This is a genomic window from Brevibacillus sp. HD3.3A (assembly GCF_013284375.2).
GTDB classification, from domain to species: domain Bacteria; phylum Bacillota; class Bacilli; order Brevibacillales; family Brevibacillaceae; genus Brevibacillus; species Brevibacillus parabrevis.
Genome location: NZ_CP085874.1, coordinates 1154595 through 1179990 on the forward strand (window position 1 = coordinate 1154595; position 25396 = coordinate 1179990).

The 25396-nt window shown below is 52.9% G+C and carries 23 protein-coding genes; 16 read left to right on the forward strand and 7 right to left on the reverse strand.

Features of this window, described 5'->3' with window-relative positions; genetic code table 11:
* Positions 1 to 18 precede the first annotated feature (18 nt).
* Entirely contained in the window at positions 19 to 816 is a 798-nt protein-coding gene (fdhD, locus tag HP435_RS05880; RefSeq protein WP_173596010.1) for a formate dehydrogenase accessory sulfurtransferase FdhD, read from the reverse strand.
* A 397-nt stretch (positions 817 to 1213) separates the two neighbouring features.
* Here fdhD and HP435_RS05885 point away from each other — a divergent pair, with 397 nt between their 5' ends.
* From HP435_RS05885 to mobB, 5 genes are all read left to right on the forward strand, one after another.
* Complete coding sequence (locus tag HP435_RS05885; RefSeq protein ID WP_173600010.1) at positions 1214 to 2488, forward strand: L-lactate MFS transporter; 1275 nt, start codon at positions 1214 to 1216, stop codon at positions 2486 to 2488.
* 52 nt (positions 2489 to 2540) lie between these two features.
* The gene (locus tag HP435_RS05890; RefSeq protein WP_122962739.1) at positions 2541 to 2906 is read left to right on the forward strand and encodes a Na-translocating system protein MpsC family protein; all 366 of its coding nucleotides are present in this window, start codon (positions 2541 to 2543) and stop codon (positions 2904 to 2906) included.
* Between the two features lie 192 nt (positions 2907 to 3098).
* A complete protein-coding gene (locus HP435_RS05895; RefSeq protein ID WP_173596012.1) occupies positions 3099 to 5447 on the forward strand; it encodes an FdhF/YdeP family oxidoreductase in 2349 nt (782 codons plus the stop codon).
* A 43-nt stretch (positions 5448 to 5490) separates the two neighbouring features.
* Positions 5491 to 6750 carry a molybdopterin molybdotransferase MoeA gene (glp, locus tag HP435_RS05900; protein WP_173600009.1) on the forward strand — a complete coding sequence of 420 codons (1260 nt, stop codon included), beginning with the start codon at positions 5491 to 5493 and terminating at the stop codon, positions 6748 to 6750.
* 2 nt (positions 6751 to 6752) lie between these two features.
* A complete protein-coding gene (gene mobB, locus HP435_RS05905; RefSeq protein ID WP_122962742.1) occupies positions 6753 to 7277 on the forward strand; it encodes a molybdopterin-guanine dinucleotide biosynthesis protein B in 525 nt (174 codons plus the stop codon).
* 33 nt (positions 7278 to 7310) lie between these two features.
* Here the strand turns inward: mobB and HP435_RS05910 are convergent, their stop codons facing one another.
* Both HP435_RS05910 and HP435_RS05915 read right to left on the reverse strand, forming a co-directional pair.
* A complete protein-coding gene (locus HP435_RS05910; RefSeq protein WP_122962743.1) occupies positions 7311 to 7853 on the reverse strand; it encodes a histidine phosphatase family protein in 543 nt (180 codons plus the stop codon).
* A 61-nt stretch (positions 7854 to 7914) separates the two neighbouring features.
* Positions 7915 to 8574 (reverse strand): suppressor of fused domain protein, encoded by a 660-nt coding sequence (locus HP435_RS05915; RefSeq protein ID WP_122962744.1) that lies wholly within the window; start codon positions 8572 to 8574, stop codon positions 7915 to 7917.
* Positions 8575 to 8760: 186 nt separating this feature from the next.
* Between HP435_RS05915 and hmpA the strand changes: the two genes are divergently transcribed.
* On the forward strand, positions 8761 to 9978 hold the full coding sequence (gene hmpA, locus HP435_RS05920; RefSeq protein WP_122962745.1) for an NO-inducible flavohemoprotein: 1218 nt from the start codon (positions 8761 to 8763) through the stop codon (positions 9976 to 9978).
* Positions 9979 to 9999: 21 nt separating this feature from the next.
* Here the strand turns inward: hmpA and HP435_RS05925 are convergent, their stop codons facing one another.
* A complete protein-coding gene (locus HP435_RS05925) occupies positions 10000 to 10509 on the reverse strand; it encodes a Crp/Fnr family transcriptional regulator (RefSeq protein ID WP_122962746.1) in 510 nt (169 codons plus the stop codon).
* Between the two features lie 268 nt (positions 10510 to 10777).
* On the opposite strand from HP435_RS05925, the gene HP435_RS05930 reads away from it, so the two are divergent.
* The 7 genes from HP435_RS05930 to HP435_RS05960 all read left to right on the forward strand — a co-directional run bounded on the left by HP435_RS05930 (position 10778) and on the right by HP435_RS05960 (position 19321).
* The gene (locus HP435_RS05930; RefSeq protein ID WP_173596015.1) at positions 10778 to 11719 is read left to right on the forward strand and encodes an MBL fold metallo-hydrolase; all 942 of its coding nucleotides are present in this window, start codon (positions 10778 to 10780) and stop codon (positions 11717 to 11719) included.
* Between the two features lie 139 nt (positions 11720 to 11858).
* Entirely contained in the window at positions 11859 to 13640 is a 1782-nt protein-coding gene (locus HP435_RS05935; protein WP_122962748.1) for a M3 family oligoendopeptidase, read from the forward strand.
* A gap of 221 nt (positions 13641 to 13861) precedes the next feature.
* Positions 13862 to 14824 (forward strand): metal-dependent hydrolase, encoded by a 963-nt coding sequence (locus tag HP435_RS05940; RefSeq protein WP_173600008.1) that lies wholly within the window; start codon positions 13862 to 13864, stop codon positions 14822 to 14824.
* 213 nt (positions 14825 to 15037) lie between these two features.
* A complete protein-coding gene (locus HP435_RS05945) occupies positions 15038 to 15970 on the forward strand; it encodes an ArsR/SmtB family transcription factor (RefSeq protein ID WP_229049838.1) in 933 nt (310 codons plus the stop codon).
* Positions 15963 to 17204, forward strand: a complete 1242-nt coding sequence (locus HP435_RS05950; protein WP_173596018.1) for an MDR family MFS transporter — start codon at positions 15963 to 15965, stop codon at positions 17202 to 17204. Before HP435_RS05945 ends, HP435_RS05950 begins: the two co-directional genes overlap by 8 nt.
* A 454-nt stretch (positions 17205 to 17658) precedes the next feature.
* Positions 17659 to 18846 carry a bis-aminopropyl spermidine synthase family protein gene (locus tag HP435_RS05955; protein ID WP_173600015.1) on the forward strand — a complete coding sequence of 396 codons (1188 nt, stop codon included), beginning with the start codon at positions 17659 to 17661 and terminating at the stop codon, positions 18844 to 18846.
* Positions 18847 to 18964: 118 nt separating this feature from the next.
* Complete coding sequence (locus HP435_RS05960) at positions 18965 to 19321, forward strand: DoxX family protein (protein WP_122962752.1); 357 nt, start codon at positions 18965 to 18967, stop codon at positions 19319 to 19321.
* A 30-nt stretch (positions 19322 to 19351) separates the two neighbouring features.
* Here HP435_RS05960 and helD read toward each other — a convergent pair whose 3' ends face one another.
* The 3 genes from helD to HP435_RS05975 all read right to left on the reverse strand — a co-directional run bounded on the left by helD (position 19352) and on the right by HP435_RS05975 (position 23118).
* Entirely contained in the window at positions 19352 to 21718 is a 2367-nt protein-coding gene (gene helD, locus HP435_RS05965) for an RNA polymerase recycling motor HelD (RefSeq protein WP_173600006.1), read from the reverse strand.
* A 280-nt stretch (positions 21719 to 21998) separates the two neighbouring features.
* Positions 21999 to 22598, reverse strand: a complete 600-nt coding sequence (locus HP435_RS05970; RefSeq protein ID WP_173600005.1) for a DUF6143 family protein — start codon at positions 22596 to 22598, stop codon at positions 21999 to 22001.
* A gap of 145 nt (positions 22599 to 22743) precedes the next feature.
* A complete protein-coding gene (locus HP435_RS05975) occupies positions 22744 to 23118 on the reverse strand; it encodes a DUF423 domain-containing protein (protein WP_122962755.1) in 375 nt (124 codons plus the stop codon).
* Between the two features lie 74 nt (positions 23119 to 23192).
* Here HP435_RS05975 and HP435_RS05980 point away from each other — a divergent pair, with 74 nt between their 5' ends.
* The 3 genes from HP435_RS05980 to HP435_RS05990 all read left to right on the forward strand — a co-directional run bounded on the left by HP435_RS05980 (position 23193) and on the right by HP435_RS05990 (position 25268).
* The gene (locus HP435_RS05980) at positions 23193 to 23342 is read left to right on the forward strand and encodes a hypothetical protein (protein ID WP_173600004.1); all 150 of its coding nucleotides are present in this window, start codon (positions 23193 to 23195) and stop codon (positions 23340 to 23342) included.
* A gap of 279 nt (positions 23343 to 23621) precedes the next feature.
* Complete coding sequence (locus tag HP435_RS05985) at positions 23622 to 23849, forward strand: hypothetical protein (RefSeq protein WP_173596021.1); 228 nt, start codon at positions 23622 to 23624, stop codon at positions 23847 to 23849.
* A gap of 292 nt (positions 23850 to 24141) precedes the next feature.
* Positions 24142 to 25268, forward strand: a protein-coding gene (locus tag HP435_RS05990; RefSeq protein ID WP_370641091.1) for an IS3 family transposase whose coding sequence is annotated in 2 segments (ribosomal slippage) — positions 24142 to 24388 and positions 24388 to 25268 — 1128 coding nt in all. Because the reading frame shifts where the segments join, the coding sequence is not laid out codon by codon here.
* Positions 25269 to 25396: the final 128 nt, after the last annotated feature.

The window sequence follows — 25396 nt, forward strand, 5'->3', positions numbered from 1 at the left end:
GGGGGCGGACGAAAATGTTCAGGGTAAAATAATCCGCTGCGGCTGCGTATACACGTTCATTTTGTTGTGGCGAATGAAGCCGACAGCGGTTATTTGCAGCTCATCTGCCAGTTGCAGCGCCAGATCGGTCGGAGCCGATTTGGACAAGATGATGCCCGCGCCGATTTTGGCTGCTTTCAACAAAACTTCAGACGACAGGCGGCCGCTGAACACGAGAATTTTGTCGGTCGTGGAGATGTTTTCCCGCAGGCATTTTCCGTATATTTTGTCCAAGGCGTTGTGGCGGCCGATATCTGAATACTGCAGCAAGATTTGTTCAGGCGAGCAGAGGGCCGCATTGTGCACGCCTCCCGTTTGCCGATGGATGTCAGAGGAGGCTTGCAAGTCCTCCATGAGCCTGATGCACTGATCTGGAGTGACGGAAGTGGTGCCGCTGGCAGGCTTTGCCGTGCGGGCATCGCTGAAAAAGTAAAAAGATTGCCGGCTTTTTCCGCAGCAGGAAGTAATTCTGCGCTTCGAGTAAAAGCTCTGCGACAAAATCGTCGCTTTGTGCAAGTCTACGTAAGCTATGCCTTTTGCTTCATCAATTGTGATTTGTTTGATCTCTGCAAAGCTTTGGATCGCGCCTTCCGCAGCCAGAAAACCGACGACCATCTCTTCCAGATCGGCAGGCGTACAGACGATGGTAGCAAACTCTTCCTCGTTCAAAAAGATCGTGAGCGGGTATTCCGTGACGATTTCGTCGTCTTCCCAGACGTGGTGGTCAGCCGTAATTTTTAGGACGCTTCGGCTCGTTGTTTTGCTAAGCTCCGACATGATAACCTCCTGTGTGCATATAGTCTTAATGGATAGAAAAGCGATAAATAGATTTATAGAGAGGAAAATATTGTCTAGTGAGCGCTTACATGGTAGTATACTATGTAGAACTTTAAGTGTCATAATATTTCGTTCTTTCAGTAATCAGAACGATCCACAAAGCGAGATGGCACGGAACAGCGAACCTGTCACCGAACCTTTCGCAGCGATTTGCCAATCGAATACGAGGGCACGTGCTTGTTGATGCTGATGTAGCGTTCCTGCTGATGATTAACTGCTGTGTTTCATTGAACCGTTTGTTTCTGCATGCTTTGCATGTTGGGAACACAAGGGCTTCGATGAAATCAGCAGTTTTTCTTTTTGCTTTTCCAAAACCATTCTAAAGGAGATGAGTTCGATGGAGCAACAAGTGAAAAACCGCTGGCTGATTGCGCTGGCTGCGGTGGGAATCCATATCTCGATTGGATCGGTGTATGCATGGAGCGTATTTACCAAGCCGCTTACCCAGCAATTTGGCTGGGAACTGCCGGATGTGCAGTTTACTTTTAGCATCGCCATCCTGTTTCTCGGGCTGTCGGCTGCTTTTCTCGGCCATTACGTCGAAAAGCACGGACCGAGAAAAGCGGGAACGCTGGCCTCGATCTTTTTCGGAGTGGGCATCGTCGGCTCCGGGCTTGCGACCCAGTTAGCCAGTTTGCCGCTGCTGTACATATGCTACGGAGTGTTAGGCGGTATCGGGCTTGGAGTCGGTTATATCACTCCGGTGTCTACTTTGGTCAAATGGTTCCCGGATCGTCGCGGACTGGCGACGGGGTTGGCGATCATGGGCTTCGGTTTTGCTTCGATGATCGCAAGCCCGATCATGAATGCGCTGATTGAAAGTGCAGGAATTGCGAACACTTTTTACGTTTTGGGCATTGTTTATTTCATCGTCATGTTTGCTTCTGCACAATATTTGTCTCCGCCGCCGAAAGACTGGGTTCCCGCAGGCTTTTCCACAAATGGCGAAGCGGGCGACAAGCCGATCAAAAAAGATTTGTGCCAGCTGACGGCCAACGAAGCGATCAAGACGCGGCGTTTTTACTGGCTCTGGCTGATGCTTTTTATCAATGTGACTTGTGGAATCGCTGTCATTTCGGTCGCTTCCCCGATGGCGCAGGAAATGGTCGGCATGTCTGTGCAGACCGCTGCCCTGATGGTGGGGCTGAACGGCTTGTTCAACGGGGGAGGACGGATTGGCTGGGCTTCGCTGTCTGATTACATCGGCCGTGCCAACACGTATACAGCTTTCTTCGCGATCCAGATGGTGCTGTTTTTCCTTTTGCCGAACATGAGCAATCCGTTGCTGTTCATGATTGCGATGTTCATCATCATGACGTGCTACGGCGGCGGGTTTGCATCGATTCCGGCCTACATTGGCGACTTGTTCGGCACAAGGCAGCTTGGCGCGATTCACGGCTATATTTTGACGGCTTGGGCGGCAGCCGGGCTGGCAGGCCCGATCTTTGCCGCATGGGTCCGGGAGACGACGAAAAGCTACACCGGGACGATGAGCGTTTTTGCGGCGATGTTCATTGTCGCCCTGCTCATTTCCCTCTTAATCCGAGTGGATATTAAAAAATTGAAGGAAGAAGCCAAACAAAGAGAAAAGTCTGTTGAATTGGCTAGTTGATCAATGGTAAAGTCATAGTAGAGAATGATTGGAATAAAGGTGAGTAGCGTCGATGAATAAGTTCGAAGCAGAGTTCAGTAATCTGGTCAGGGCTTTCCGCAAGCGACATATGGGAAAGGGACCGAGCAAGATCAGCACCACGTTTTGCAAAAACTGGGCGATCTGCGAGATGGAAGGCAATCTTTCGCCAGTGGAAAAGTTCATTGCCACTTCGAAGGATGGAAAGCAGACATTACGAGCTGCCAGAACCGAAATGGTCAAGGAAATGTATCGAAAACATCAGCCAGTTGATATGGAAGCGTTTCTAGGAGCCAAGCTCGTCGACCTGTTCGTTGACATCGACATTGAACGTGACTTTGGGATGTCCATCTTTGTATTTGATCAGGACATCGAGAAAAAATGGAAAAACGAACCGTAAGTCTAAACGAAGCAGCGTTCCTGTTCACCGGTTAGACAACGCGGACTTCGCCAGCAAACACGACGTTGAGACTAGGTAGCGAACCTGCCGTAGACAACCACCGTGAACACGCTCTTATCCTTCGGGACAGGGACGGTTTCATGGTGGTTTTTTAGTCTCGCGGGTGATAGACAAGAGGGGAGCGGAAAAGCTATGGGCAAGACGAAGCATAATGGACCGGTCAAATTGGATACTTCTTTGAAGCCTTCCCTGTGGGCTTCCATGATGCCCATGGGCCTTGGCAAAATCAAGCCGCATCACATTCTCGACACGATGAAGGTCGTGTACGACAACCGGGACAATCTCGGCTACGCGTACCGGATTTTGACCCAGGGCGTGTGTGACGGCTGCGCGCTCGGCGTATCTGGCTTGTACGATCAGACATTGACAGGCCCGCATTTGTGCACGACTCGCCTGAACGTTCTGCGGCTTAATACAATGCCTGCGATGGAGCCAAAGTGGCTGGAAAATGTAAGCGCTCTAAGAGAGCTGTCCAGCGTCGAGCTGCGCAAGCTGGGCAGAATCCCGTATCCGCTGTCGCGCAAGCCGGGGGAGAACAAGTTCACGCGAATCAGCTGGAACGATGCCCTGGACAGAATCGCCAAAAAGATCAAAGGAATCAGCCCGAAGCAGCTGGCCTTTTTCCTGACCGCACGCGGAATTACGAACGAGGTGTACTACACAGCGGCGAAAATGGCCCGTTTTCTCGGAACGAACAACATCGACAACGCCTCGCGGATTTGCCATTCGCCGAGCAAGACAGCATTGAAGCGCTCTATGGGGATCGGGGCGTCCAGTTGCAACTATCAGGATTGGATCGGCACGGATGTGCTCGTCTTTTTCGGTTCAGTCCCGGCCAACAACCAGCCTGTTTCGACCAAGTACATGTACGCAGCGAAAAAGGCGGGAACGAAAATCATCCTGATCAACCCGTACAAGGAACCGGCCATGGAACAATACTGGATTCCTTCCGTGCCGGAGAGCGCCGTGTTTGGCACGAAGCTCGCGGACGACTTTTATCAGGTCAACATCGGCGGCGATATCGCCTTCATGAATGGCGTCATGAAGCACTGGTTTGAGATGGAGCAAGCCAATCCAGGATCGGCTATCAATCACGAGTTTGTCCGCGAGCATGCGAACGGCATCGAGGAGCTGCGCGCGCATCTGCAAAATCAATCGTGGGAAGCATTGGAGAAATCATCGGGTGTCAGCAAGGAGCGCTTGAAAGAATTTGCGCTGTTGCTCGCCAATTCCAAATCCGGCGTGTTTGTGTGGAGCATGGGATTGACACAGCATCGCTTCGGGACGGACAATATTTCTTCCGTAGCCAATCTGGCGATCTTGCGCGGCTTTTTCGGACGCAAGCATTGCGGCGTCATGCCGATTCGCGGTCACTCTGGCGTGCAAGGCTCCGGGGAGATGGGAGCGGACCCGTTCAGCTTGCCGGGCGGAGATTTCGATGAAAAAAGCTGGACGCGAATCGAGAAGCTGTGGAATTTTCCGATTCCGAAATGGCAAGGCGATATCGTCGGCGTCTCGCTGGAAAACGCCTTGCTGCCGGATGGACACGAACGCAAGACCAGACTGTTTTACACGAGCGGGGGCAATTTTCTGGAGACGATGCCCGACCCTGATTTCATGCGGACGTGTCTGGAAAGTGTGGAGCTGCGCGTCCATCAGGACATTATTTTCAACACGTCTACGCTTGTGGATGCCAAGGAAGAGGTCATTGTGCTTCCGGCGATGACGCGTTATGAGCAGCCGGGCGGCGGCACCTCGACCAGCACGGAGCGGATGGTGTACTTCAGTGCGGAGATCGAAGGGCCGCGAATCGAGGAAGCCCGGCCTGAGTGGGAGATTTACGTGGATTTGGCAGCTCGCGTCCATCCGAACAAAAAGCACCTCATGCACTTCGCGAGCGCCGCGGAAATTCGCGCGGAGATCGCCAAGGCGAATCCGAACTACGACGGCATCCAGCATTTGAAAAACCGCGGGGATGTGTTTCAGTGGGGGGGAGCCTGGCTGTGTGAGGACGGTGTGTGTCCGACACCGGATGGCAAAGCGAATCTGCTGCCGATCGACATTCCTGAACTGCACAAGCCGGACGGGCACTTCTACGTGACGACTCGCCGGGGCAAACAGTTCAACTCGATGATCTACAGCAACAAGGACCCGTTCAACAACGCGGACCGCTACGATATTTTGATCAATCCGCAAGACGCTCGGGAGCTGCGCATTGCGGAAGGCGAGAGCATTGTTGTGTATAATAGTTATGGAACCTTCCAGGGACGTGCCAAGTTTGAAGAGACGAAAAGAGGAAATATTCAGGTGTACTGGCCGGAAGGAAACGTGCTGATTCCAAAAGGGGTATACGAAGCCTATGCGGGCATCCCGGAATACAATACAGCGGTCAAGATCGAAAAAGCGGATACTTTTACCGCAAACAAAGATTTAAAATACAAGGAAAGACCAGTAGAGGATTTGGATGTAAACGTCGGCTGATTATAAGCCGCGTGCTGGGCGGTCATGACTAGGAGGACGGACGATGCGTTTTGCGCGACAAACCATTTCGGTACAGGAAGCGGTCGACAAATGGCTGGCGGTGTTGCCGACGCTGGCGACAGAGCAGGTGAACATCGGAGAAGCGTACGGGCGGATATTGGCTTGCGATCTGCATGCGACACACGACTTGCCGCACTTTGATCGCTCGCCGCTCGACGGCTATGCAGTCAAGGCAGCGGATACGGTGACTGCTTCCGTGGGAAGTCCGGTGGCTTTGCGCGTGATCGAGACGGTAGCCGCAGGCCAGGTGCCTGCCCGGGAAGTGACGGCAGGCTGTGCCACGCGGATTATGACCGGAGCGATGATGCCGGAAGGTGCCGATGCTGTGATCATGTTTGAGCAGACGCAAAATCCGGGGGAACAGTCTGAGCAGGTCTGGATCAAGCGAGCGCTTCAGCCAGGAGATAACGTTTCCCGCCGCGGCGAGGAAATGGCGAAAGGAACGGTAATCGCGCAGGCAGGTGAACGGATCAATGCTGGCACGATCGCGATTTTGGCTACGTTCGGGTTTTCCCGGGTAGACGTTTTTCGCAGGCCGCGAGTGGGCCTTTTGTCTACGGGCAGCGAGCTTTTGGGCGTTGACGAGCCGCTTGTTCCAGGCAAAATCCGCAACAGCAACATGGCGATGCTGTCTGCTTTGGTAGCGGAGGCAGGAGGCGTCCCTGTCTACTTTTCCGGCATGAAGGACGAACTTGCGCCAGCAAAGAACAAGATTAGCGAGTACATGCAGCAAGTAGATGTGCTCATCTCCAGCGGAGGCGTGTCGGTCGGCGATTACGACGTGATTGCACATCTGGCTGATGACCCTGATGTAGAGCTGTTGTTCAACCGGGTAGCGATGCGTCCGGCAAGCCCTACGACCAGCATGCTCGTGGCAGGCAAGCCGCTTCTGGCGCTGTCGGGGAACCCGGGCGCCTGCTTTCTTGGCTTCGAGCTGTTCGGGCGGACGGCGATCCGTCAGCTTGCCGGGGAAAAAGGGGTAAAGCCGCCGATGATCCAGGCAAGGCTCGCCGTTCCGTACGAAAAGCCTTGCCCATACCCGCGCTATTTGCGGGGGAAATTAATGGAACAGGACAGCGTGTTGCTGGCCGTGCCCGATTTCAACGACAAGGCAGGCAACCTGGGAACGCTGAAAGACAGTGAATGCTTCATTGTCATTCCGGCAGGCGGCAGTGGCAAAGCGGTGGGAGAGCTGGTAGATGTGCTGACCCATGCCGCCCCTGCGTGGAGAAAGGACGGATAGGAATGGACGAGCGGAGACGGGTATTGCAAATTGTCGGCTATTCCAACAGCGGCAAGACGACGTTGTTAACGAGACTGATTCCACTTTTGGAGGGTACAGGCTTGCGGGTCGGGGTGGTCAAGCACGATGGCGGACACGATTTCGAGTGGGATCAGCCGGGAAAAGACACATGGCGCTACCGCGAGGCCGGAGCTTCGCTCGTCGCGATTACCTCGAAAACAAAGACGGCGATGATCGAGCAGCGCCCCTTGGAGCTGCCTGTGCTCGTCCAGCGACTGACAGAGGCGGGAGCTGATCTCGTTTTGATCGAGGGCTTCAAGCGCGAGCACTTTCCCAAGCTGGTGCTGCTGCGGCGTCCAGAAGACGAAGAGTTGCTCCAGTCCGTCTCTCACCTGGTTGGGGTCGTGAGCTGGTCAGCCGATCGCAAGGAAAATGTACCGTGTTTTCACGTCGATGACGTAGAGAGCATCGCCAAGTTTGTGAGAGAGCGAATACAAAAAGATCATCCCGACGAATATAAGGGATGATCTTTTTTCATGGGCAGATGGGCAATTCGTTTGTCAACAAGGAGGCTTTTCAAAAACGTACAGCTCCCCGTTTTTGGCAATCTTGAATTTCGGCCCTGCAAAGCCGCGGCGAATCAGTTCTTCTCGCATGAACACCATGAGGGCAGCGTGGCTGACGATGAGGACGTTTTCCGTGTGGTTTCCAAAGGCGTGATCAAATACTTCGCTGATCCGGAAGCGAGCACGCTTGATTTCCTCGCGCGTCTTGCGGTCGAAGTACATCGACAGCCTGATCCATACCGCCCACATGAGAACAGGAAGCCGCAGACGCTCGGAAAAGGCTGGCGGGGGAATTTCGATTAGCTCGACCATTGGCGTAATCGGCCCGGGAAAAATCGTTTCCGCCGTTTTGACTGCTCTCGGGAGCGTACTGACATAGCACTTGTTCCATTCGATTCCGCTAAGGTCGGTGCTGCCAGATTCAATGTCTGCCTGATCGTACGTTCGGAACCACTCATTCACTACGCGGCCGGGAATGAATGCCCCTTTTGGGTAAGCTTGTTTGACTTTGAAGTGTCTCACTAAACCGACTTTCACGTGTGCCGACTTCCTTTCTTTCTATCAACCAGCAGGCTAGAGGAAACAGAACGGTCATGAATTACAAGTAGGACTTGCTCCGCGCCATATCCGTCACCAAATACGGATTGTCGTCCTTCATCCGCTCGATCAAAACCTCAGCTTGGGAAGGGTCTTCCTTCAACACTTCCAGCTCTCTTTGCGTGATGCCGACAAGCTGGACAAAATCCACCCGACCGTGCACAGTGTCGATTCCATCTACTTCTGTATCGGCGGCAATCAGAAGGGCGGTGATGGCAGAGTCTGTGCCGATCCGCAAAGATTGTCCGTTTCCGGCGATGTATTGGCCGGGTTCGAAATAGCGCTTCTGGGTATATGTATAGCGGGCCAGATTGGACAGCATGTCAATCGCCCACATGCATTCTTCATTGGATTCTGCTTTGAGCTTGATCGTCATTTCGTAGCCCCACTGGCTCCACTCGCTTCCATACGCCTGTTCGTTTGTGTACAGCTCCGTCATGCCGTAGGTCAGCAAATGCTTGAAGCCGTGCGACGATTCATAAATGCTGTAGCCATCCAGGTACTCGTCACCGCCAAACATGGCGCGGCTCACCATATTTGTGCCGTAATGGGCAGGCTCCTGACCAGGGTACAGCTTCTGAAAAGCTTCATCAAGGGCATCCCAGCCAGGTGCCCAGTCATCTTGCTCCGAGGCGCGTTTTTGATATTCTTCCAGCGTCATATCGGTCCACTCCCTTAATTTTCCTAGATTTACTATATCGCAGGAGTTGCGCGAGAGGTACCCTTTTCCCAAATTCCTTGTCACAAATCGTTGCTTTTTCCTGTGATTATAATCACACGAGCGAAAACAGCTGCTCCGTTACACTACATACATAAGCAAGACGTTGAACTTCAAGGAGGGTTTTGTATGTTGAACCAAAAAACCATCGACATTATCAAATCGACCGTGCCTGTACTGGAAGTGCACGGCACTACGATAACCAAACATTTTTACAAACGGATGTTTGCCAGCCATCCAGAGCTGTTGAACATTTTCAATCACGCCAACCAAAAACAGGGCAGACAGCAAACGGCACTGGCAAATGCGGTGTACGCGGCTGCTTTGTACATCGACAAACTGGAAACGATTTTGCCGGTAGTGAAACAAATCGCACACAAACACCGCAGTCTGGGAATCAAGCCTGAGCATTATCCGATTGTCGGGGAAAACTTGCTTGCGGCAATCAAAGAAGTGTTGGGGGATGCCGCCACGGATGAGATCATCCAGGCATGGGCAGAAGCGTACGGGGTCATCGCGGATGTGTTCATCAGCGTGGAAGCGGAAATGTATGACCAGGCAGAAGGGCAGACTGGCGGTTGGGCAGACTTCCGGGAGTTCATCGTCCAGCGCAAAGTAAAAGAAAGCGACGTCATCACATCCTTTTACCTGGTGCCAGCGGATGGAAAAGCGATCGCAAGCTACGAGCCTGGCCAGTACATCAGCGTCAAGCTGGATATACCGGGAGAAGAAAATACCCACATTCGCCAATACAGTCTCTCCGATGCGCCGGGCAATCCGTATTACCGCATCTCGGTGAAACGCGAGGACGCGATTGGCGATAAACCTGCCGGAAAAGTATCCGTCTATTTGTCGGAGGATATCAAAGAAGGCGATACGCTTCGTATATCCGCTCCGGCTGGCGATTTTACGCTGGATCAGCAAGACGACAGACCTGTTGTACTGATCAGCGGCGGCGTGGGCTTGACTCCGATGATGAGCATGCTGAAAACGCTGGTGAAAACGTCCCCGACTCGTCCGGTTACTTTTATTCACGCAGCGCAAAACGGCAACGTACACGCGATGAGAAAGGCCGTGGAGGAGCTGGCTGCCGAGCATTCGCAAGTAAAAGCGTTCTGGTGCTATGAAAAGCCGACAGAACAGGATCGCGCTGCACACGCTTTCCATAAAGAAGGCTACATCGACTTGCCATGGCTGCAAAGCATCGTAGCTGACAAAAACGCCAACTTTTATTTCTGTGGTCCCGTTCCTTTCATGACAGCAATCAACCGCGCTTTGAAGGAGTGGGGCGTGGACGCGGCAGACATCCATTTCGAATTTTTCGGCCCTGCCGGTACACTGGACTAAAGCAGAGGCGCTGGCGCGGTTTTACTTCTTATGGCCTGATTGGGCACGCAATAAACGATTGACTGTCTCCCGGCGCAATCCGATGAACTGGCCGATCTCGTCCTGGGTCAAGACTTCAGACAACGAAGCGACGGGAACAAACGACTGGAACCACAGCTGGAGCTTGCGCAGTCTTTCTGCCGGGGAGACTTCCGACAACTGGTCGATGCGCTGCTGCATCATGCGCAGCTTGCCCTGGAGTTGCAAAGCGATCTCCCTGCATTTCTGGTGATCCGCCTCCAGCTCCCGGTACCAGTCTGTTGCGGACAGCACCTCGACTTCACAGGAGACAAGCGCGACGGCTGTTCCGTAGTAAGGGTTCGGGCTAAGCAGCGAATGATGCGGGATTGTCTCGCCTGGAACAATGATGTTCACCAGAGTGAGCGTCCCGTCTGCGTGCACCCGGTTGATTTTGAGCAATCCGCTTTTCAGATGGAAGAGCGGTCCAGTTTCTCCCTGGCGGAACAGCGTCTCGCCTTTATGTAAAATCATGGGCTTTTCCTCCTTCGGAAACGATCAATAAGGCAGTAGCAGTATACCACAATCAGCCCCGCAGGCACCTGCTTTCCTCGACTGGACGGCAGGTGCTTTTTGGTATGTCGCGGCGTGTTTCTTTCTGATCTGGGGCAAAAGCAAGCGGAATGGACATGCGCGGCTTTTTGCAAAACCGGCAGTTTCCGGCACGTTTTACCCTTGCGTCCCTGACGGACCCCTTTGCTATAATGAGACCACAATCACGTTATGACAAAGGGGTTCTTTGATGCATATGACGATCCTCATCTGGTTCGGCTCCTTTTTGGGAGTGCTCGTTTTAGGCTTGATTGGCTATATGGCGTACCGCTACTGGTATCACATGGGGCAGCTTCCCAAGCCAGCGTTTCAGGAGCTTGACGCAAAGCCTGAGCCTGCGAACTGGTCAGAAGATGAGGTGACGATTACATGGGTAGGCCATTCGACGATCCTGCTGAATGTGTACGGAACCAAAATCTTGACTGACCCGGTATTAGGCGAAAAATTGGGACTTCGCGTCGCAGGGCTGCTTCATTTTGGCCCGAAACGCTTCACTCCGCCTGCTCTTGACTTCGACGAGATTGGCACCGTCGATTTGATTTTATTGTCTCATGCGCATATGGACCATGTCGACCTGCCAACACTGCGACGATTGGCGCATCCTGCTACGCACGTCATTACTGCGGCGAACACGGGCAAACTGCTCAGCGGCATGCCGTTCGCTTCCTGCAAGGAGCTTTCCGCGCAGCAAAAAGCGACGACCAAAGACGGCGTGACTATCACGGCGATTCCCGTCAGACATTGGGGAAACCGTTTCCCGTGGAACCACGACTACGGCTACAACGGCTACATCATCGAGAAAAACGGCGTGCGCATTTTGTACCCGGGCGACACGGCGTACATGTCGATGGAGGATTTGCCTGAAAAGTTTGGACCAATTGACATCGTGTTTATGCCGATTGGAGCCTACAAGCCGGATTCTTACCAGGCCGCACACTGCACACCGGAACAGGCGTGGCAAATGTTTCAGGAGAGTCGCGGCAAATGGCTGGTGCCTATCCACTGGAATACGTTCGTACTCTCGCGCGAGCCTGTGGAAGAGCCAATGCAGCGTTTGCTTGCGGCAGCAGGCGAGGAAAAACAGCGAATTGTTGTAGAAAAGCAGGGGGAGACGTTTACCTTGCCTGTATGATCAAGCGGAGCGACTGCTTTTTACGGCAGTCGCTCTTTCCGCTAAATTCATACATATACGGGCGAACTGCATAAAATAGAAGGAATCATCCCGTTGTTATAGAAATTATTTTATCAAGAGTTTTTGAGGAGGGATACATATGTCACAAGCATTGCCACAACGTTGGGATTTGGATGTGTTGTTTTCCGGTGGAAGTGAGTCCGCTTCGTTCCATGCATTTTTGGAGCAACTGGAAAAAGATATCGCAACTTTGAAAGGCCGGGTCGAGGATGCGGCCCTGAACTTGCAGGAAAAAGCTGCGTTCGTCGATGTCGTTGCCGAAGTGCAAAGCATTGCCGTGCGGGTGAGACAAGCAGGCGCTTTCATTTCTTGCCTGACAGCGCAAAACGTGAAGGACGAGGGCGCCAAGCTGCTCGGCGGACGCGTGAAAACGATCTCTGCGGCATTCGGCGCTGTTTTGACGCGCTGGGATGAGCAATTGCTGCGCATTGACGAAGCGGCATGGAACGCGCTGCTTGCAGACGAAGAATTGCAACCGCTTGCTTTTGTGCTGAACGAACGCCGCCGCCGCGCCCAGGAAAAGCTCACTCCTGAACAGGAAGTGCTGGCGAGCGATCTGGCTGTAGACGGCTATCACGCTTGGCAAGATTTGTACAACGCGGTAGTAGGGCGCATGACGATTGAAGTGGAGCTGGACGGGGAGACGAAACAGCTTTCCGTAGGCCAAGCCTCCAACCTGATGAGCCATCCGGACCGCGCTGTGCGCGACCAAGTGTTTGCCAAATGGAAAGAAGCGTGGGGCAAGGAAACGGAGCTGTGCGCACAAGCCCTCAACCATCTCGGCGGCTTCCGTCTGGCTCTGTACCGTCACCGCGGCTGGGAGTCCGTACTGCGCGAGCCGCTCGATATCGGGCGCATGCAGGAAAAGACGCTCGATGCGATGTGGCAAGCGATCGACAATCGCAAAGACCGTCTGGTGGCCTACCTGGAGCGCAAAGCCAAGCTGCTTGGCGTTGAAAAGCTGAGCTGGTCCGACGTCTCCGCGCCAGTTGGCAACGTGCACAAAAAAGTGTCCTATGACGAGGCAGCAGCCTTGATCGTCGAGCACTTCAACCGCTTTAATCCGAGCATGGCGCAATTCGCCGAGAAAGCTTTCAAAGAAGGCTGGATCGAGGCGGAAGATCGCCCTGGAAAACGTCCGGGCGGATTTTGCACCAGCTTCCCTGTGAGCAAGCAGTCCCGCGTGTTCATGACGTATGCCGGAAGCGCAAGCAACGTGTCTACGCTGGCCCACGAGCTGGGGCATGCGTATCATCAGCAAGTGATGTGGGATTTGCCAGCGCTCGCGCAAAACTACGCGATGAACGTAGCCGAGACAGCTTCGACGTTTGCGGAAATGATTTTGGCTGACGCTGCCGTGAAAAATGCTGCGAACGACGAAGAGCGTCTCGTCCTGCTCGAAGACAAGCTGCAATCAGTCGTCGCGTTCTTCATGAACATCCACGCCCGCTTCCTGTTCGAGAAAAACTTCTACGAGCAGCGCAAAAAAGGTCTGGTCAGCGCAGCCGAGCTGGATCGGATCATGGAAGAAGCGCAAAAGCAGGCGTTCAAAGGCGCACTGGCGGAATACGAGCCGCACTTCTGGGCTTCCAAGCTGCACTTTTACATCACTTCGTACCCGTTTTACAACTTCCCGTACACCTTCGGCTATTTGTTCAGCCTGAGCGTGTATGCGCGTGCTCTGGAGGAAGGCGAAAGCTTCGCGGCGAAGTACGATGCGCTTCTCCAGGATACGGGACGTCTGATGGTCGAAGATTTGGCGAAAAAGCATCTGGGCGAAGACATGACGACCGTCGAGTTTTGGCAAAAAGCGGTCGATCTGGCTGTGGCCGATATCGACGAATTTCTGCGCCTGACCTAAACAGCGGGCAAGCTGTCTGTCCGATTATGAACAGCACCGCGATTGTTGGATGTACACGACAATCGCGGTGCTGTTTTTTTATGCCTGCTGCCGATTCGTAGAGATCTTGTAAAGATGCGCCGGCAAAACTTCGGATAACTTTTACCTGGGATTTATGGAATCGTCGCGTTCATTTTGTACAGTGAGAGGGAAGGGATAGCCATGCAAAGGGAGGTATCATCATGGACACTGCCAGTCATCTTTTGCTTGGGGTCACGCTTGCGGGCCTCGCCCAGCTCACTCCTGCCGTTGCGCACGATCCTGGGTTGGCGCAAGCGGTAATGGTCGCGACGGTAGTCGGGTCACACGCGCCCGATTTTGACACAGTGGCCAGGCTTCGCGGGATCTCTTTTTACATCCGTTTTCATCGGGGGATCACTCATTCCATCCCCGCCCTGTTCATCTGGCCGCTGCTCATTTCGCTCCCTGTGGCGTGGGGCTTTGGGCAAATGCAGCACGTCGGAATATTGTACGGCTGCACGCTTGCGGCTGTCGTGCTGCACGTCTTTTTGGATATGCTGAACGCGTACGGTGTGCAGTGTGTCCGACCGTTCAGCCGCAAATGGGTTCACCTGGATGTGCTGGCGATTTTTGAACCGTTTCTGTTCGCCATTCATTTGGCGGCTGCCATCTGGTGGCTCGGTTTCCAAGGAGACGCGACGGTGTTGTTCCCGGTTGCGTACGTCTTGACTTTTGCTTACATTGCTTTGCGGTGCTGGCAGCATCAGCGGCAAGTCAAGCGTGTGAAAAGCGCCTTGAATACAGCGGGCGTATGCCACGTATTGCCGAGTCTGCATCCGTTTCACTGGCGGTTTGTCATCGAAGCCGAGCAACGGTTTTATACGGGGAGAATCGAGTATGACCATGTGCTGCTCGAAGACGTATACTCCAAGCAGTGCCGCGACGAGATCATTCAGGCTACGGTCGGTGTGGACGGCGTGCGCGCTTTTCTCGGATTTGCCCAGCGCATCCACGTCACCTGGAAAGAATCGCAGGACGGATATGAAGTCACCTGGAGCGACGTCCGCTTCTGGTACAACCGGAAACTGCCGTTTGGAGTAGATGTCGTGCTGGATCGCGAGCTGAATGTGGTCGATCATCGCCTGGGCTGGCGCAAAAAAGCGTGGGACCCGCCGTTTGTCTAAGCCGTCTAACTTGTTTAACGTAACCAGGCTAAAGTCAGGTTTGTCATCTACTCCGCCGGAGATTCTGGCGGGGTTTTTTGTTGGGGAAAATAGCGGGTGTCAGGTTTAATCTGTATTTCGGAAAAAGCTCGCGGGAGACGGGCCTTTTCAAAAACGAGCGGAGATGCTACACTAATAAAAAATCTGATGTTCGATGGTGATCGAATGAATAACATGTATTCTATTAGAATCGAATGGTCTGCTGCCTATGAATGCATCATCAGCTTGTATGCGTACATTTACGAAAAGGAACGGAAGCATTTGCAGCTTGGCGTCTCCTGGAAGGAAGAAACGAAGCAACAGCTTCCCACAGCGTTCGCCCAAGAGCTGGAGGATGAGCGCTGGGAGGTGCTGCACAGACTGGTGCTATTGGTCGCGCAAGCCCTGGAGAAAAAGTCGGTGGCGGACTTTCTCGGCTGGCTGGAAAAGCTGCCTCCTGGAGAAATTTACGAGCTGCTCGCTCCATGGGTGGAGACGATCCCGCTCAATCTCGGTGAAATCCGCGATCATAGCGTGTCGCTTTTGGCGCGATGGAATGAGCATTATTTTTCCCGGATCTCGCCAGCCATTGTCACGAGTCTGGAGCGAAGCGCGGCGGAAATGACGGAGTTGGCGGGAAAAATGACCGCGATCGAGCTGATCGACCATGCGTCAAACGGCATCTGGATCGAGCCTATGCCCGATTTGCAAGAGGTCGTGCTCATCCCGCAATATCACTGTGCGCCTACGTCCGTTCTCGATTTTTACCGCGGACTTGCCACGTGCTTGTATCCGGTCAGAGATGCCGGACAAACCGAGCCGCAGCCATTGCTTGAGCTTCTGCCGCTTGCCCAGTGTCTGGCGGATGAAAAAAGGCTGCACATTTTGCGGTGCCTCGCTGAAAAAAAGAGTACGCTGGGAGAGCTGCAAGAGCAGGTGTCGCTCGCCAAAAGCACGGTCCACCACCACGTGACAGCGCTTCGCCGGGCTGGACTGATTCGCGCGCACTATAACGGCAGCACAACGATTGCAGCCTACAGCTTGCGCGAGTCATTCGTCGATCGTCTGCCTGTGCTGTTGCGTTCCTTTTTGCACAGGGAGGAAGCAAGGAGAATGACCGATGAATAAGTGGAAAAAAGTTTGGGAGGCGTATCACCCGATTGTGCATCTGCTGATGGCGGGCACGGTGTTCGTCAGCCTGACGCAATCGATGAGCATGCCGTTTCTGGCGATTTACTTGAGCGAGACGACGACGCTGACGCCTGCCTACATCGGGTTGATTATCGGCGCGGGGCCTTTGGCGGGCACAGTTGGCGGCTTCCTCGGCGGGATTTTGTCGGACTTGTTCGGCAGGCAAAAGCTGATGATTTTTTCCATGGTATTGATGGCAGCAGCTTTCGTCGGTTTCGTCTTTTTCGGCAATCCGCTGGTGCTTTTGCTGATCAGTTTGTTGATGGGTTTGTCGGCGTCTTTTTACGGAACGGTGTCGAAAGCGATGATGGGCGATTTGACGGAGGAAGGGAAACGGTTTCGGGTGTTTTCCAACCGCTATTTGGCGATAAACCTCGGAGTGGCTATCGGGCCGATGCTGGGAGCGTTTTTAGGCATTGCGGGCAGCGGGATTGCTTTTATGCTTACGGCGTTCTCCACGCTTTGTTTTGCGGCTGTGCTTTGGATCGTGTGCCAAAAGTATCGCGTCTCAGATGGCGCTGCTGGCGGGCAGGCGACAACAGAGAAAGCGAGCTTGCAGCAAATCTGGAGCATCTTGAAAAAAGACGTGGCTCTGCTGTCTTTTGTCGTGGGCGGAATTTTGCTGGTGACGGTTCATGGGCAGATGTCTGTTACGTTGTCCCAGTATTTGCGTGAAAACATAACGGAAGGCGTCGCCTTGTTTGGCGTGTTGATGAGTGCCAACGGCTTTACCGTGCTGCTGTTGCAAGTGCCTCTGACGCGACTGGTTGAGCGTTATTCCTTGTTTTCGCGGATTGCAGCGGGAGCGGCGCTAATGGCGGTCGGAGAGCTGGGCTTCGCCTTTTCGGCTACGTGGAGCTGGTTCGTAGCTGCGATGATCGTCTTTACGTTGGGAGAAATTTTGATCGTGCCAGCCGAGTACGCGCAGATCGACCAAATCAGCCCGGCGAATATGCGCGGCACCTATTACGGAGCGCAGAGCGTCAGCATGCTCGGCAGCTTTCTCGGGCCGTGGGCGGGCGGAATCGTGCTGCACGCATACGGCGGGCCGACGATGTTTGTCATGATGGGCGCGATTGCCATGGTCAGCCTGGTCTTTTACTGGTTAGGCCGCCGCCTTCATGAGCAGCGAAGCATGCAAGAGAGTGTACAAGTGAAAACCGTCAGCTAGTCAAACAAAAAGAGTATTGCCTGTATTTGTAAAAAGGTATATACTGGAACTCAAATCTTTTCACTAGGGGAAATGTTGATGTCGGCGTTTGTGCTTAACTAATCCAATTGGATAAAGTTCTCCCATTTTTTCGCAAAAAGCCATCTAGCAAGTGGTTTGTTTGTGATGGGAACAGGGAGAGCTTCATTGGTTAAGAACAACGGTCATCGACCTGCCCAATCCGATCAGTCGCCGGAACCGTGCTCTTTTTGCACGGTTTTTTTGTATCAGCGGCTACGATTTTTTCTGCGCACCCAAGGCAGAGGGGAACCATGTGTTCTTCGCTGCCTTTTTTTCATGCAAGTGGGTGTGTCCGCTTGCGGTCATCACTTTGCTCCTCAGATAAAGGGGAAGCACTATGACCGCTTCGGCGCAGGGAGAGGGAGGCATATCCCTAATGAAAAGAGGCGTACACATGCGCAACTATATAGAAGAAACGTATCGTCAAGTTCAATTGCAGGAAGGGCCGCAAGTGATTGAGCAGTTCCTGCTGCATTGTTATTTTCAGCCGGGCTTGCCTGGCAAAGAGTTGGCGCGAAAAGTCATGCTGCCTGTTCCGGTGGCGACTGCAATCAAAAAAGAACTGATCAAGGCCGGGGCGTTGCAAGCGAGAAACGGCTTGGCTTGCACGGAAGACGGCTTGGCCTACGTGGAAAATGGACTTGGGTTCGGCGGGCTGGACCGGACTTTGTACAATAAGCTGATGCAAGACGAGTCGGCCTGGAAAAACGAGCTGGCGGACGTGTACAACGAGTTGGAGAGCATCTTGTCCGAGCGGCCGCAAGTGAATGTGCAGCTCGATCAGGCAAAATGCACGGCAGAGACGAGTTTGCGCCGGGCGCTGCTTTGTCTGCGGAACCATGCGCTTGTCGGCAAGAAAGTATTGTGCGTGGGCGACGACGACTTGGTCAGCGTGTCGCTCGCCCTTTTGCTCAAACGGTTGTTTCCAGGAAAAGCGGGGGGCGCAGGCAAGATTGAGGTTGTCGATATTGATGAACGCTTTTTGCAATATATCAGGGATGTAGCGCAGCAGCGGAACTTGGCGATCCAATGCCATCACGCCGATTTGCGCGAGCCGCTGCCTGCGCGGTTGCATCGTCAGTTCGATTGCTTTTTTACCGATCCGCCGTATACGCTGCAAGGGATGTCCCTGTTTTTGTCACGGGGAATCAGCGGTTTGCAGCCGCGCAAAGGACTGCCTGTTTTCTTGTCTTTTGCGCACAAGTCGCCCGATTTTACGTTGCAGATGCAGCAGCAGTTCGTGCAGGCGGGATTGAGCGTCCGGGAAGTTCTCAGTCATTTTAACGAGTACGAGGGGGCACAACTGCTGGGCGGAAAAGGCCAGATGATCGTGCTCGTCACTACCGAGCAGACGGCTCCAATCGTGAAGGAAGCGTACAGAAAGCCGCTGTACACCGGAGAAGAAGTGCGTTCACAGCGACTGTATCGCTGCAAGCGCTGCGCTCAGGTGGCCAAGGTTGGGGCCAACGAGCGGGTGAAGACGATTGAAGCGTTGAAAAGCAAAGGCTGCCCGCGCTGCCGACAGACGAGGTTTGAACTGATCTCTCGCTGTAGCGCCGCACGTCATGCTGATCATGATTGATTGCCCTGTGGCTCGGTTCGACCGCAGAGCTGCCCATAGGTGCGCTGACCGAACGTCATGCCGAGCACGACTGATTGTCCCGCGACTGGCATATGGTAGTGGTGAGGAGGGGCGAGCTATGGCTTACGAGAGAGCGTTCGTTGTTTTGCGGATGGCGACTGGCGTGCTGTTTTTGCTCCATGGTCTGGCGAAGCTGCAGCGGGGGATGGGGGCGGTCAGCGAAATGTTTGGCGATCTCGGCTTGCCGGGGTGGCTTGCTTTTCTGGTGCTTGCCATCGAGCTGATTGGCGGACTGGCCTTTTTGCTGGGGATCGGAGCGAGCTATGCGGCGTGGGGACTGGCAGGGGTTATGGCAGGAGCGATTGTGACGGTGAAGTGGGAGAAAGGGTTTATCGGCGGGTATGAACTGGATCTGATTTTGCTTTTGGTCGCGATCTATGTCGGCCTTAAACCGACAAAAGCAAGACCCGGTTAAGCCAGAGTGGCGCAGCCGGGTCTTTTGTGATCAGTTGTCCGTTTCCAGATGCTCGTAGCTGCTCGCGGATACGTGGTCGAGCAAGAACGTTTTTGCATCGCGGTAGTAAAGATGCAGCTCGTGCATGGCGCGTGTGCAAGCGGTATAAAACAGCTTGCGTTCGCTTTCCCGGCTGTAGCTCTTGGCAGAAGCGTCGTATAGGATGACGGCATCGAACTCGACCCCTTTTGCCAAGTACGACGGGATGACGAGATTGCCTGTATCGTAGGACAAGGTAGAGGTGGTAATCAGACGAATCGGCAAAAGCGCAGCGAGACTCTGATGCGCTTTCTCGGCTTCCGCAGCTGTTTTCGTAATGACGGCAATCGTCTTGTGGCCGTTTGCCGACAGCTTTTTCACCCGCTCGACAATCTGCTGTGTAAGCTCGGCGTCGCTGTGTACCTTCGTCACGGTCGGCATCCGGCCATCCCGGTTGAAAGGCTCGATCTGCTCGCCGCCTGCGACCAGCTGCTTCGTGAACCGGACAATCGGCAAGGTAGAGCGGTAGCTTTTCGTCAGCACGAATGTTTCTGTCTCTTCTGGTTCAAAGAGCGAGGAGACTGTGCCGAAGCTTTCGTCGTGCGCAGCATGCGCGTAAATCGCCTGATTCCAGTCGCCGAGCACGGTCATTTTGGCGCGCGGAAACAAGTTTTTGATCAGCGCAAACTGAAACGCCGAGTAATCCTGGGCTTCGTCGAGAAATACATGGCGGACGAGATTGTTCGTCTGCTTGCCTTCCAGGCGCTCCTGCAAGTACAAATAAGGCGGAATGTCTTCCTGTGTCAGCTTGCCTTGATCCAAGCACTCCAGGGTCAGCGAACAGATCGCGGGCCATGCAGCTGAACTCAGGGACGGCTCAGCTGACAGCAACTGGTCGAGCAGCGCCTGGTCGGCATACATTTGGCGATAAGTGGCCTGTATATCAATAAATTGCAGCGAAGCAATCGAGTCGCGAACCGGCTGAAAATGCTGTTTGACCACCCGCTTTGCCAGCAGCTCCTGCTCGCGGTCGAAGTCGTCGAAAGAATCGTCGCGAAACTGCTTTTTGCGGCGAAGCTGCTGATAGGCGGCTACATAAGCATCTTTATCGAGCAATTGCACCTCGTCCTCGACCCACGGTTTACTGCGCTCGCGCCGTTCCAGCTGTTTGACTTCCGCGAGCAAAGCTCGTGCCACCAGAGCCATCCGGTTCGGGATCGGCAGAGAGGTGTCATGGGAATAAAACAGCTCCTGTATGTGCGCGGCGGAAATAAGCGTGCCCTGGCGAAACGAAATCGGACGGAACACGATGCCTCCTCGCATGAGGCGATCCGCGTACTGATTCATCACGCGCAGGAAAGGCGCGGACGATTTGCAGCGAATCGCCGCAAGCCTTGCCTCGTAGTCAGGTTCGTCATGGGCGGTAAGCACGTATTCCATTTGCTCCAGCGAATTTTCCAGGGAAAAGGAATCGCCAAGCCGATGCTGGGCGTACTCTTGAAAAGTCGTTTGCTGCATGTTTTCCTCGCCCAGCTCGGGAAGAACCGTCGAGATGTAGCTGTTGAACAGCGAGTTGGGGGAAAACAGGACGATCTGCTCTGCGGTCAAAGTCTTGCGATAGCGGTAGAGCAAATAGGCGACCCGTTGCAGGGCGGCCGAAGTCTTGCCGCTGCCGGCTGCCCCGGAGACGATCAGCAAGCGGCTTTTTTCGTTGCGAATAATCCGGTTCTGGTCACGCTGGATCGTGGCGACGATGCTTTTCATTTGCGAATCGGCTTGCTTGCCCAACACTTCCTGAAGCAGCTCGTCGCCGATGGTCACGCCAGTATCGAACATGTGAAGCAGTTGTCCATCGCGGATGATATATTGCCGCTTGCACGTAATCTCTCCTGAGACGACCCCGCTTGGCGTGTCATAGTGAGCCGGGCCGGGGGAATAGTCGTAGTACAGGCTGGAGATCGGTGCCCGCCAGTCATAAATGAGAAAATGCTCGTCGTTTTTGTCCAGCAAAGAGGCGATTCCGAGATAAATGCGTTCTGAACCAGGCTCGGTTTCTTCGTGAAAATCAATCCGGCCAAAATAGGGAGAGTGCATCAATCGCTGCATGGTACGCAACTGATTCTGGGCATGACGCTGGCTGCGCTCCCGCTCCGACAATACTTCAGCTTGCTGCTTGATGCTGACGTACGTCTCGATCGCCTCGGTGGCATCCTCGAAGTTGACGGTCACATCGTCCCAAAAATGCTTGCGGATTCCGACGATATCTTCACTTACGACTTGTACTTGCTGTTCGAGGTCGGTGATCCGGTTGCTGATTTCAGTGATGACTGTCTCAACCCGTTGCTGCTCGTTTTGCCTTTCTTGATCAGTAGCGCTCATGGTACCGCTCCTTTTTCGTTCCCCTTTTTTGATCTGAAGGTTTGACAAGGATGTTGCAATGTGGTAAGATTAAATTGGAGATAGAATGATAGTTGTTTCGAAAAGTCACCTACAGACCAATTCCCATTGTAGCAGAGGGTCTATAGGTTTTCAACATGTAAAAAAATAGTAGCCGATACGACGAAGACGGGGCGATGCCTGTGTCTTCGTTTTTTTGCTTTCAGGGGCAGTTATGGTTATGGAAAAGAGGGCGGGGAAAAAGCGAATGGCTTTTTCCCTCCTATAACGGGTGCTCCCACCAGTTCATGTAAACATAAAAAGCCGGTTGCTCGCCTGTATCCGGGACGCGAATCGTCAAGGCCATTCCCGGGCCGATGATCCACTGGCCGTTTGGTTGCTCGCCCGCTGTCGCCATGGGCGGGACGATGCGGATCGAGGCGAAGACTCCGTCTGGATGGCCGGGTGGATGGTCTGATCCGTACATGATCTGTCCTTGAGCCGCGGGACAGGCAGCAAGCTGGATGTAGCCGGACGTCACTTGCGCCGATGCTTTGGCTTTGCCGATGCCAGCTGCTTTGCCAAACCAGATGTGCGCTTCGAGAGGGCATGCTTGCGGATTCGTGATCAGCCACTGGTTTACGTATAAAAGCACGCCAGAGCGAAGCGGATTGACCAGAGAAGCGAAGCCGTGCTCGCCGTCTTGAGCGACTATTTTTTCCGATTGCCCGAGGAAGTGCTTGCATGGATCGGAGATTGGCATCGTGTATGGGACGGGCATGTTGCGGTTCAGCGGTGCAGTGGGCGGAGGTGTGGGAAAGGGAAAGTAGCCCATCTGCATGTAAATATCAGGCAGGCCGTAATAGTAGGAGGAGTTGGTCATGTTCTTTTCTCCTTACCGATTCAGTAGTGCCAGCCCTACAGCATATGGCATTCGTCTATCCGGGGTGCGGCGCTGCTTCTTTTACAGAGAAAAACGCCCAAACAGCGAGCGTTGGGCGTACGATGACGTCTGAGGTATGGAGCGGTTATGATACGGCTTTCCAGGCGTGGAAGGCAAGCAGTGCCCAGCCAGCGAGAAACAGGACGCCGCCGATCGGGGTAATCGCCCCGAGCACTTTGATCCCGGTCATGGCCAATGTGTAGAGACTGCCGGAAAAGATCACAGTTCCGGCTGCGAAGCACCATCCCGCCCAGACAAGCCCGGAAGAGTCCGGATACCATTTGAGCAGCAAAGCGACGAGCACGAGTGCCAGAGCGTGAGTCGTCTGGTACGTCACTCCCGTATGAAAAATGCCAAGCGAATATTCATCCAGCTTTTCTTTCAGGGCGTGGGCACCGAATGCTCCAAGCGCAACCGAAAGAAAACCGCTGACACTGCCGAGCAGCAAAAACAGCTTCATGCGTCATTCACTCCTTCAGATGATCGAAATCAGGCACAAATATCCATTATTATTGTACCGCACAAGGATGAGCTATGCCCAATTGCAATTTGATGAACAGTGTGTTGGACGGCACGTTTTTGAACGGGCTGAATCTGGTGGTGGACGGCATTGGCCTGATCGCTATGCTTGTTTTCTCCGGCGCGCTTATTTATTCGGGCGTACGTGACTGGTTCCAAAAATAAGGACGACACGCAAGCGTGAACAAAGCGAAGGCGTCTACTGGATGGGGGCGCTTTTTTATGGGGGAACAAGTTCTTGCCAGCCTGGCGATTTAGAAGCATATTGATTCAAGCGTGGGCAAAGCAAGTAAGCTAGTTGCCTTATCTAACATCGCTGCGTGCATTACATATTTGTGATATAGGGCTAGAGAAATAGACATATTGGAAATTTTGAATTAATATATTCTGGAAATGAGGATCGCTTGAATTATGTTCATTTGACCGAATTAGGAGGAGCAAAAAATGGCAACTCTTGAAGATGTAGTAAGCGTTTTGGTGGAAATACTAGGTGAGATCAAGGTTTTAAATGAGCGCGTGGATAAGATCGAGGACTATCTTATTGATATGACAGTTGCTGTTGAGTCGATTAAGAATATTACAGAAAGCATAGACGATAATGTCCATACTATAAAATTAGATGTTGATTCAATCGACAATACTGTTCAAAATATTGATATTTCCGTCGGCTAAAGGCATTGAAGGACTTATTGAAAACTTATCGGGAACGTTTGACTGATCTGACAACGAGTAGCAAAAGCCTCAAATGAATGACACTCACTCAAAAGAAAAAGAGATGGCTAAGATTGAGAGCGTACTTGAACAATTAATGAGACAAAAATGCAAAGAGTGTGAGAGAGCATAACATATGAGGGATATGAGGGCTTTTAAGTATCAAAGAATAAAGAATTGGATCGGCTACACTAAATTAGACAGAAAAAATAAGGGCTAGTAGAATAGAGAGAAATGAAGGAGCGGATCTATTATGCCAAAACAAAGACGTACGTTTACAGCGGAGTTTAAGCAACAAATGGTGAAGCTATACGAGAATGGAAAATCAAGGACGAGCATCGTCCAAGAGTATGGTCTCACCGCATCAGCGCTAGATCGGTGGATTTCTCAAAGCCAAAACACAGGTTCCTTTACGGAGAAAGCGAATCGAACACCTGAAGAAAATGAGCTTATCGCGTTACGGAAAGAAAATCAGCGACTGAAGATGGAAAACGATATTTTAAAGCAAGCCGCGCTGATCATGGGACGAAAGTAAATGTGATTCGTAATAACGCTCACAAATACTCGGTATCAGCAATGTGCAACGTCCTACAACTCCCACGAAGCACCTATTACTACAAGCCCGATTCCATCGAGAACGAGGAAGAACAGCAATTGGAGGAGGCGGTCATCGACATTTTCGTGGCGAGTCGTAACAACTACGGAACGCGCAAGATCAAAGTCGAGCTACGAAAGAAATCACTCACCGCCTCCCGGCGTAAGATCGGTCGGATTATGAAAAAACATGGACTGGTGTCCGCCTACACAGTGGCGCAGTACAAGCCTCTCAAAAGGGATTCGAATGAATCACAGGTGAAGAATGAATTACAGCGCAAATTTGCTCAAGACGAAGCATACGCTGTAGTCGTCAGTGATCTGACGTACGTGCGGGCAGCCAACAAGTGGCACTACGTATGTCTATTTGTTGACCTCTTTAATCGAGAGATTATTGGTTATAGCAGCGGCCCTCGCAAGACAGCTGAGCTGGTCTACAAAGCTATTGCAAGCATCCAGGTACGGCTGGATCGTATTCAAATGTTCCACACTGACCGTGGGAAAGAGTTTGACAATAAACTCATTTCCGATGCATTGACGACATTCGGCATCACGCGATCACTCAGTCGAAAAGGCTGCCCATATGATAACGCCGTTGCCGAATCTACTTTCAAAATCTTCAAAACGGAATTCGCAAACCAATCTCATTTTCAAACAGAAGAGCAACTCGATCTTGAACTTCATGATTATGTCCACTGGTTCAATCAACACCGTATTCACGGAACACTTGGTTACCGTACTCCTGTAGAAGCTAGGAGTATGCCCTTAAAAAGACTGTCCAGTTAGGTGTTGACAATCCAGAATAACCAAACTGATGAAGGCGTTTCCTCATAAGGAGACGCTTTTTTGTTGTCAAAACACTTCCCTGCCACTCCAACCGTTTTTTCCAAGAACCGTGGCGTCTTTTCTCCACT

What these genes read in the sequence shown, in the direction of transcription:
- fdhD (WP_173596010.1), bottom strand. Translation starts at nt 816, where the DNA reads ATGTCGGAGCTTAGCAAAACAACGAGCCGAAGCGTCCTAAAAATTACG.
- HP435_RS05885 (WP_173600010.1), top strand. Translation starts at nt 1,214, where the DNA reads ATGGAGCAACAAGTGAAAAACCGCTGGCTGATTGCGCTGGCTGCGGTG.
- HP435_RS05890 (WP_122962739.1), top strand. Translation starts at nt 2,541, where the DNA reads ATGAATAAGTTCGAAGCAGAGTTCAGTAATCTGGTCAGGGCTTTCCGC.
- HP435_RS05895 (WP_173596012.1), top strand. Translation starts at nt 3,099, where the DNA reads ATGGGCAAGACGAAGCATAATGGACCGGTCAAATTGGATACTTCTTTG.
- glp (WP_173600009.1), top strand. Translation starts at nt 5,491, where the DNA reads ATGCGTTTTGCGCGACAAACCATTTCGGTACAGGAAGCGGTCGACAAA.
- mobB (WP_122962742.1), top strand. Translation starts at nt 6,753, where the DNA reads ATGGACGAGCGGAGACGGGTATTGCAAATTGTCGGCTATTCCAACAGC.
- HP435_RS05915 (WP_122962744.1), bottom strand. Translation starts at nt 8,574, where the DNA reads ATGACGCTGGAAGAATATCAAAAACGCGCCTCGGAGCAAGATGACTGG.
- hmpA (WP_122962745.1), top strand. Translation starts at nt 8,761, where the DNA reads ATGTTGAACCAAAAAACCATCGACATTATCAAATCGACCGTGCCTGTA.
- HP435_RS05925 (WP_122962746.1), bottom strand. Translation starts at nt 10,509, where the DNA reads ATGATTTTACATAAAGGCGAGACGCTGTTCCGCCAGGGAGAAACTGGA.
- HP435_RS05930 (WP_173596015.1), top strand. Translation starts at nt 10,778, where the DNA reads ATGCATATGACGATCCTCATCTGGTTCGGCTCCTTTTTGGGAGTGCTC.
- HP435_RS05935 (WP_122962748.1), top strand. Translation starts at nt 11,859, where the DNA reads ATGTCACAAGCATTGCCACAACGTTGGGATTTGGATGTGTTGTTTTCC.
- HP435_RS05940 (WP_173600008.1), top strand. Translation starts at nt 13,862, where the DNA reads ATGGACACTGCCAGTCATCTTTTGCTTGGGGTCACGCTTGCGGGCCTC.
- HP435_RS05945 (WP_229049838.1), top strand. Translation starts at nt 15,038, where the DNA reads ATGTATTCTATTAGAATCGAATGGTCTGCTGCCTATGAATGCATCATC.
- HP435_RS05950 (WP_173596018.1), top strand. Translation starts at nt 15,963, where the DNA reads ATGAATAAGTGGAAAAAAGTTTGGGAGGCGTATCACCCGATTGTGCAT.
- HP435_RS05955 (WP_173600015.1), top strand. Translation starts at nt 17,659, where the DNA reads ATGCGCAACTATATAGAAGAAACGTATCGTCAAGTTCAATTGCAGGAA.
- HP435_RS05960 (WP_122962752.1), top strand. Translation starts at nt 18,965, where the DNA reads ATGGCTTACGAGAGAGCGTTCGTTGTTTTGCGGATGGCGACTGGCGTG.
- helD (WP_173600006.1), bottom strand. Translation starts at nt 21,718, where the DNA reads ATGAGCGCTACTGATCAAGAAAGGCAAAACGAGCAGCAACGGGTTGAG.
- HP435_RS05970 (WP_173600005.1), bottom strand. Translation starts at nt 22,598, where the DNA reads ATGACCAACTCCTCCTACTATTACGGCCTGCCTGATATTTACATGCAG.
- HP435_RS05975 (WP_122962755.1), bottom strand. Translation starts at nt 23,118, where the DNA reads ATGAAGCTGTTTTTGCTGCTCGGCAGTGTCAGCGGTTTTCTTTCGGTT.
- HP435_RS05980 (WP_173600004.1), top strand. Translation starts at nt 23,193, where the DNA reads ATGCCCAATTGCAATTTGATGAACAGTGTGTTGGACGGCACGTTTTTG.
- HP435_RS05985 (WP_173596021.1), top strand. Translation starts at nt 23,622, where the DNA reads ATGGCAACTCTTGAAGATGTAGTAAGCGTTTTGGTGGAAATACTAGGT.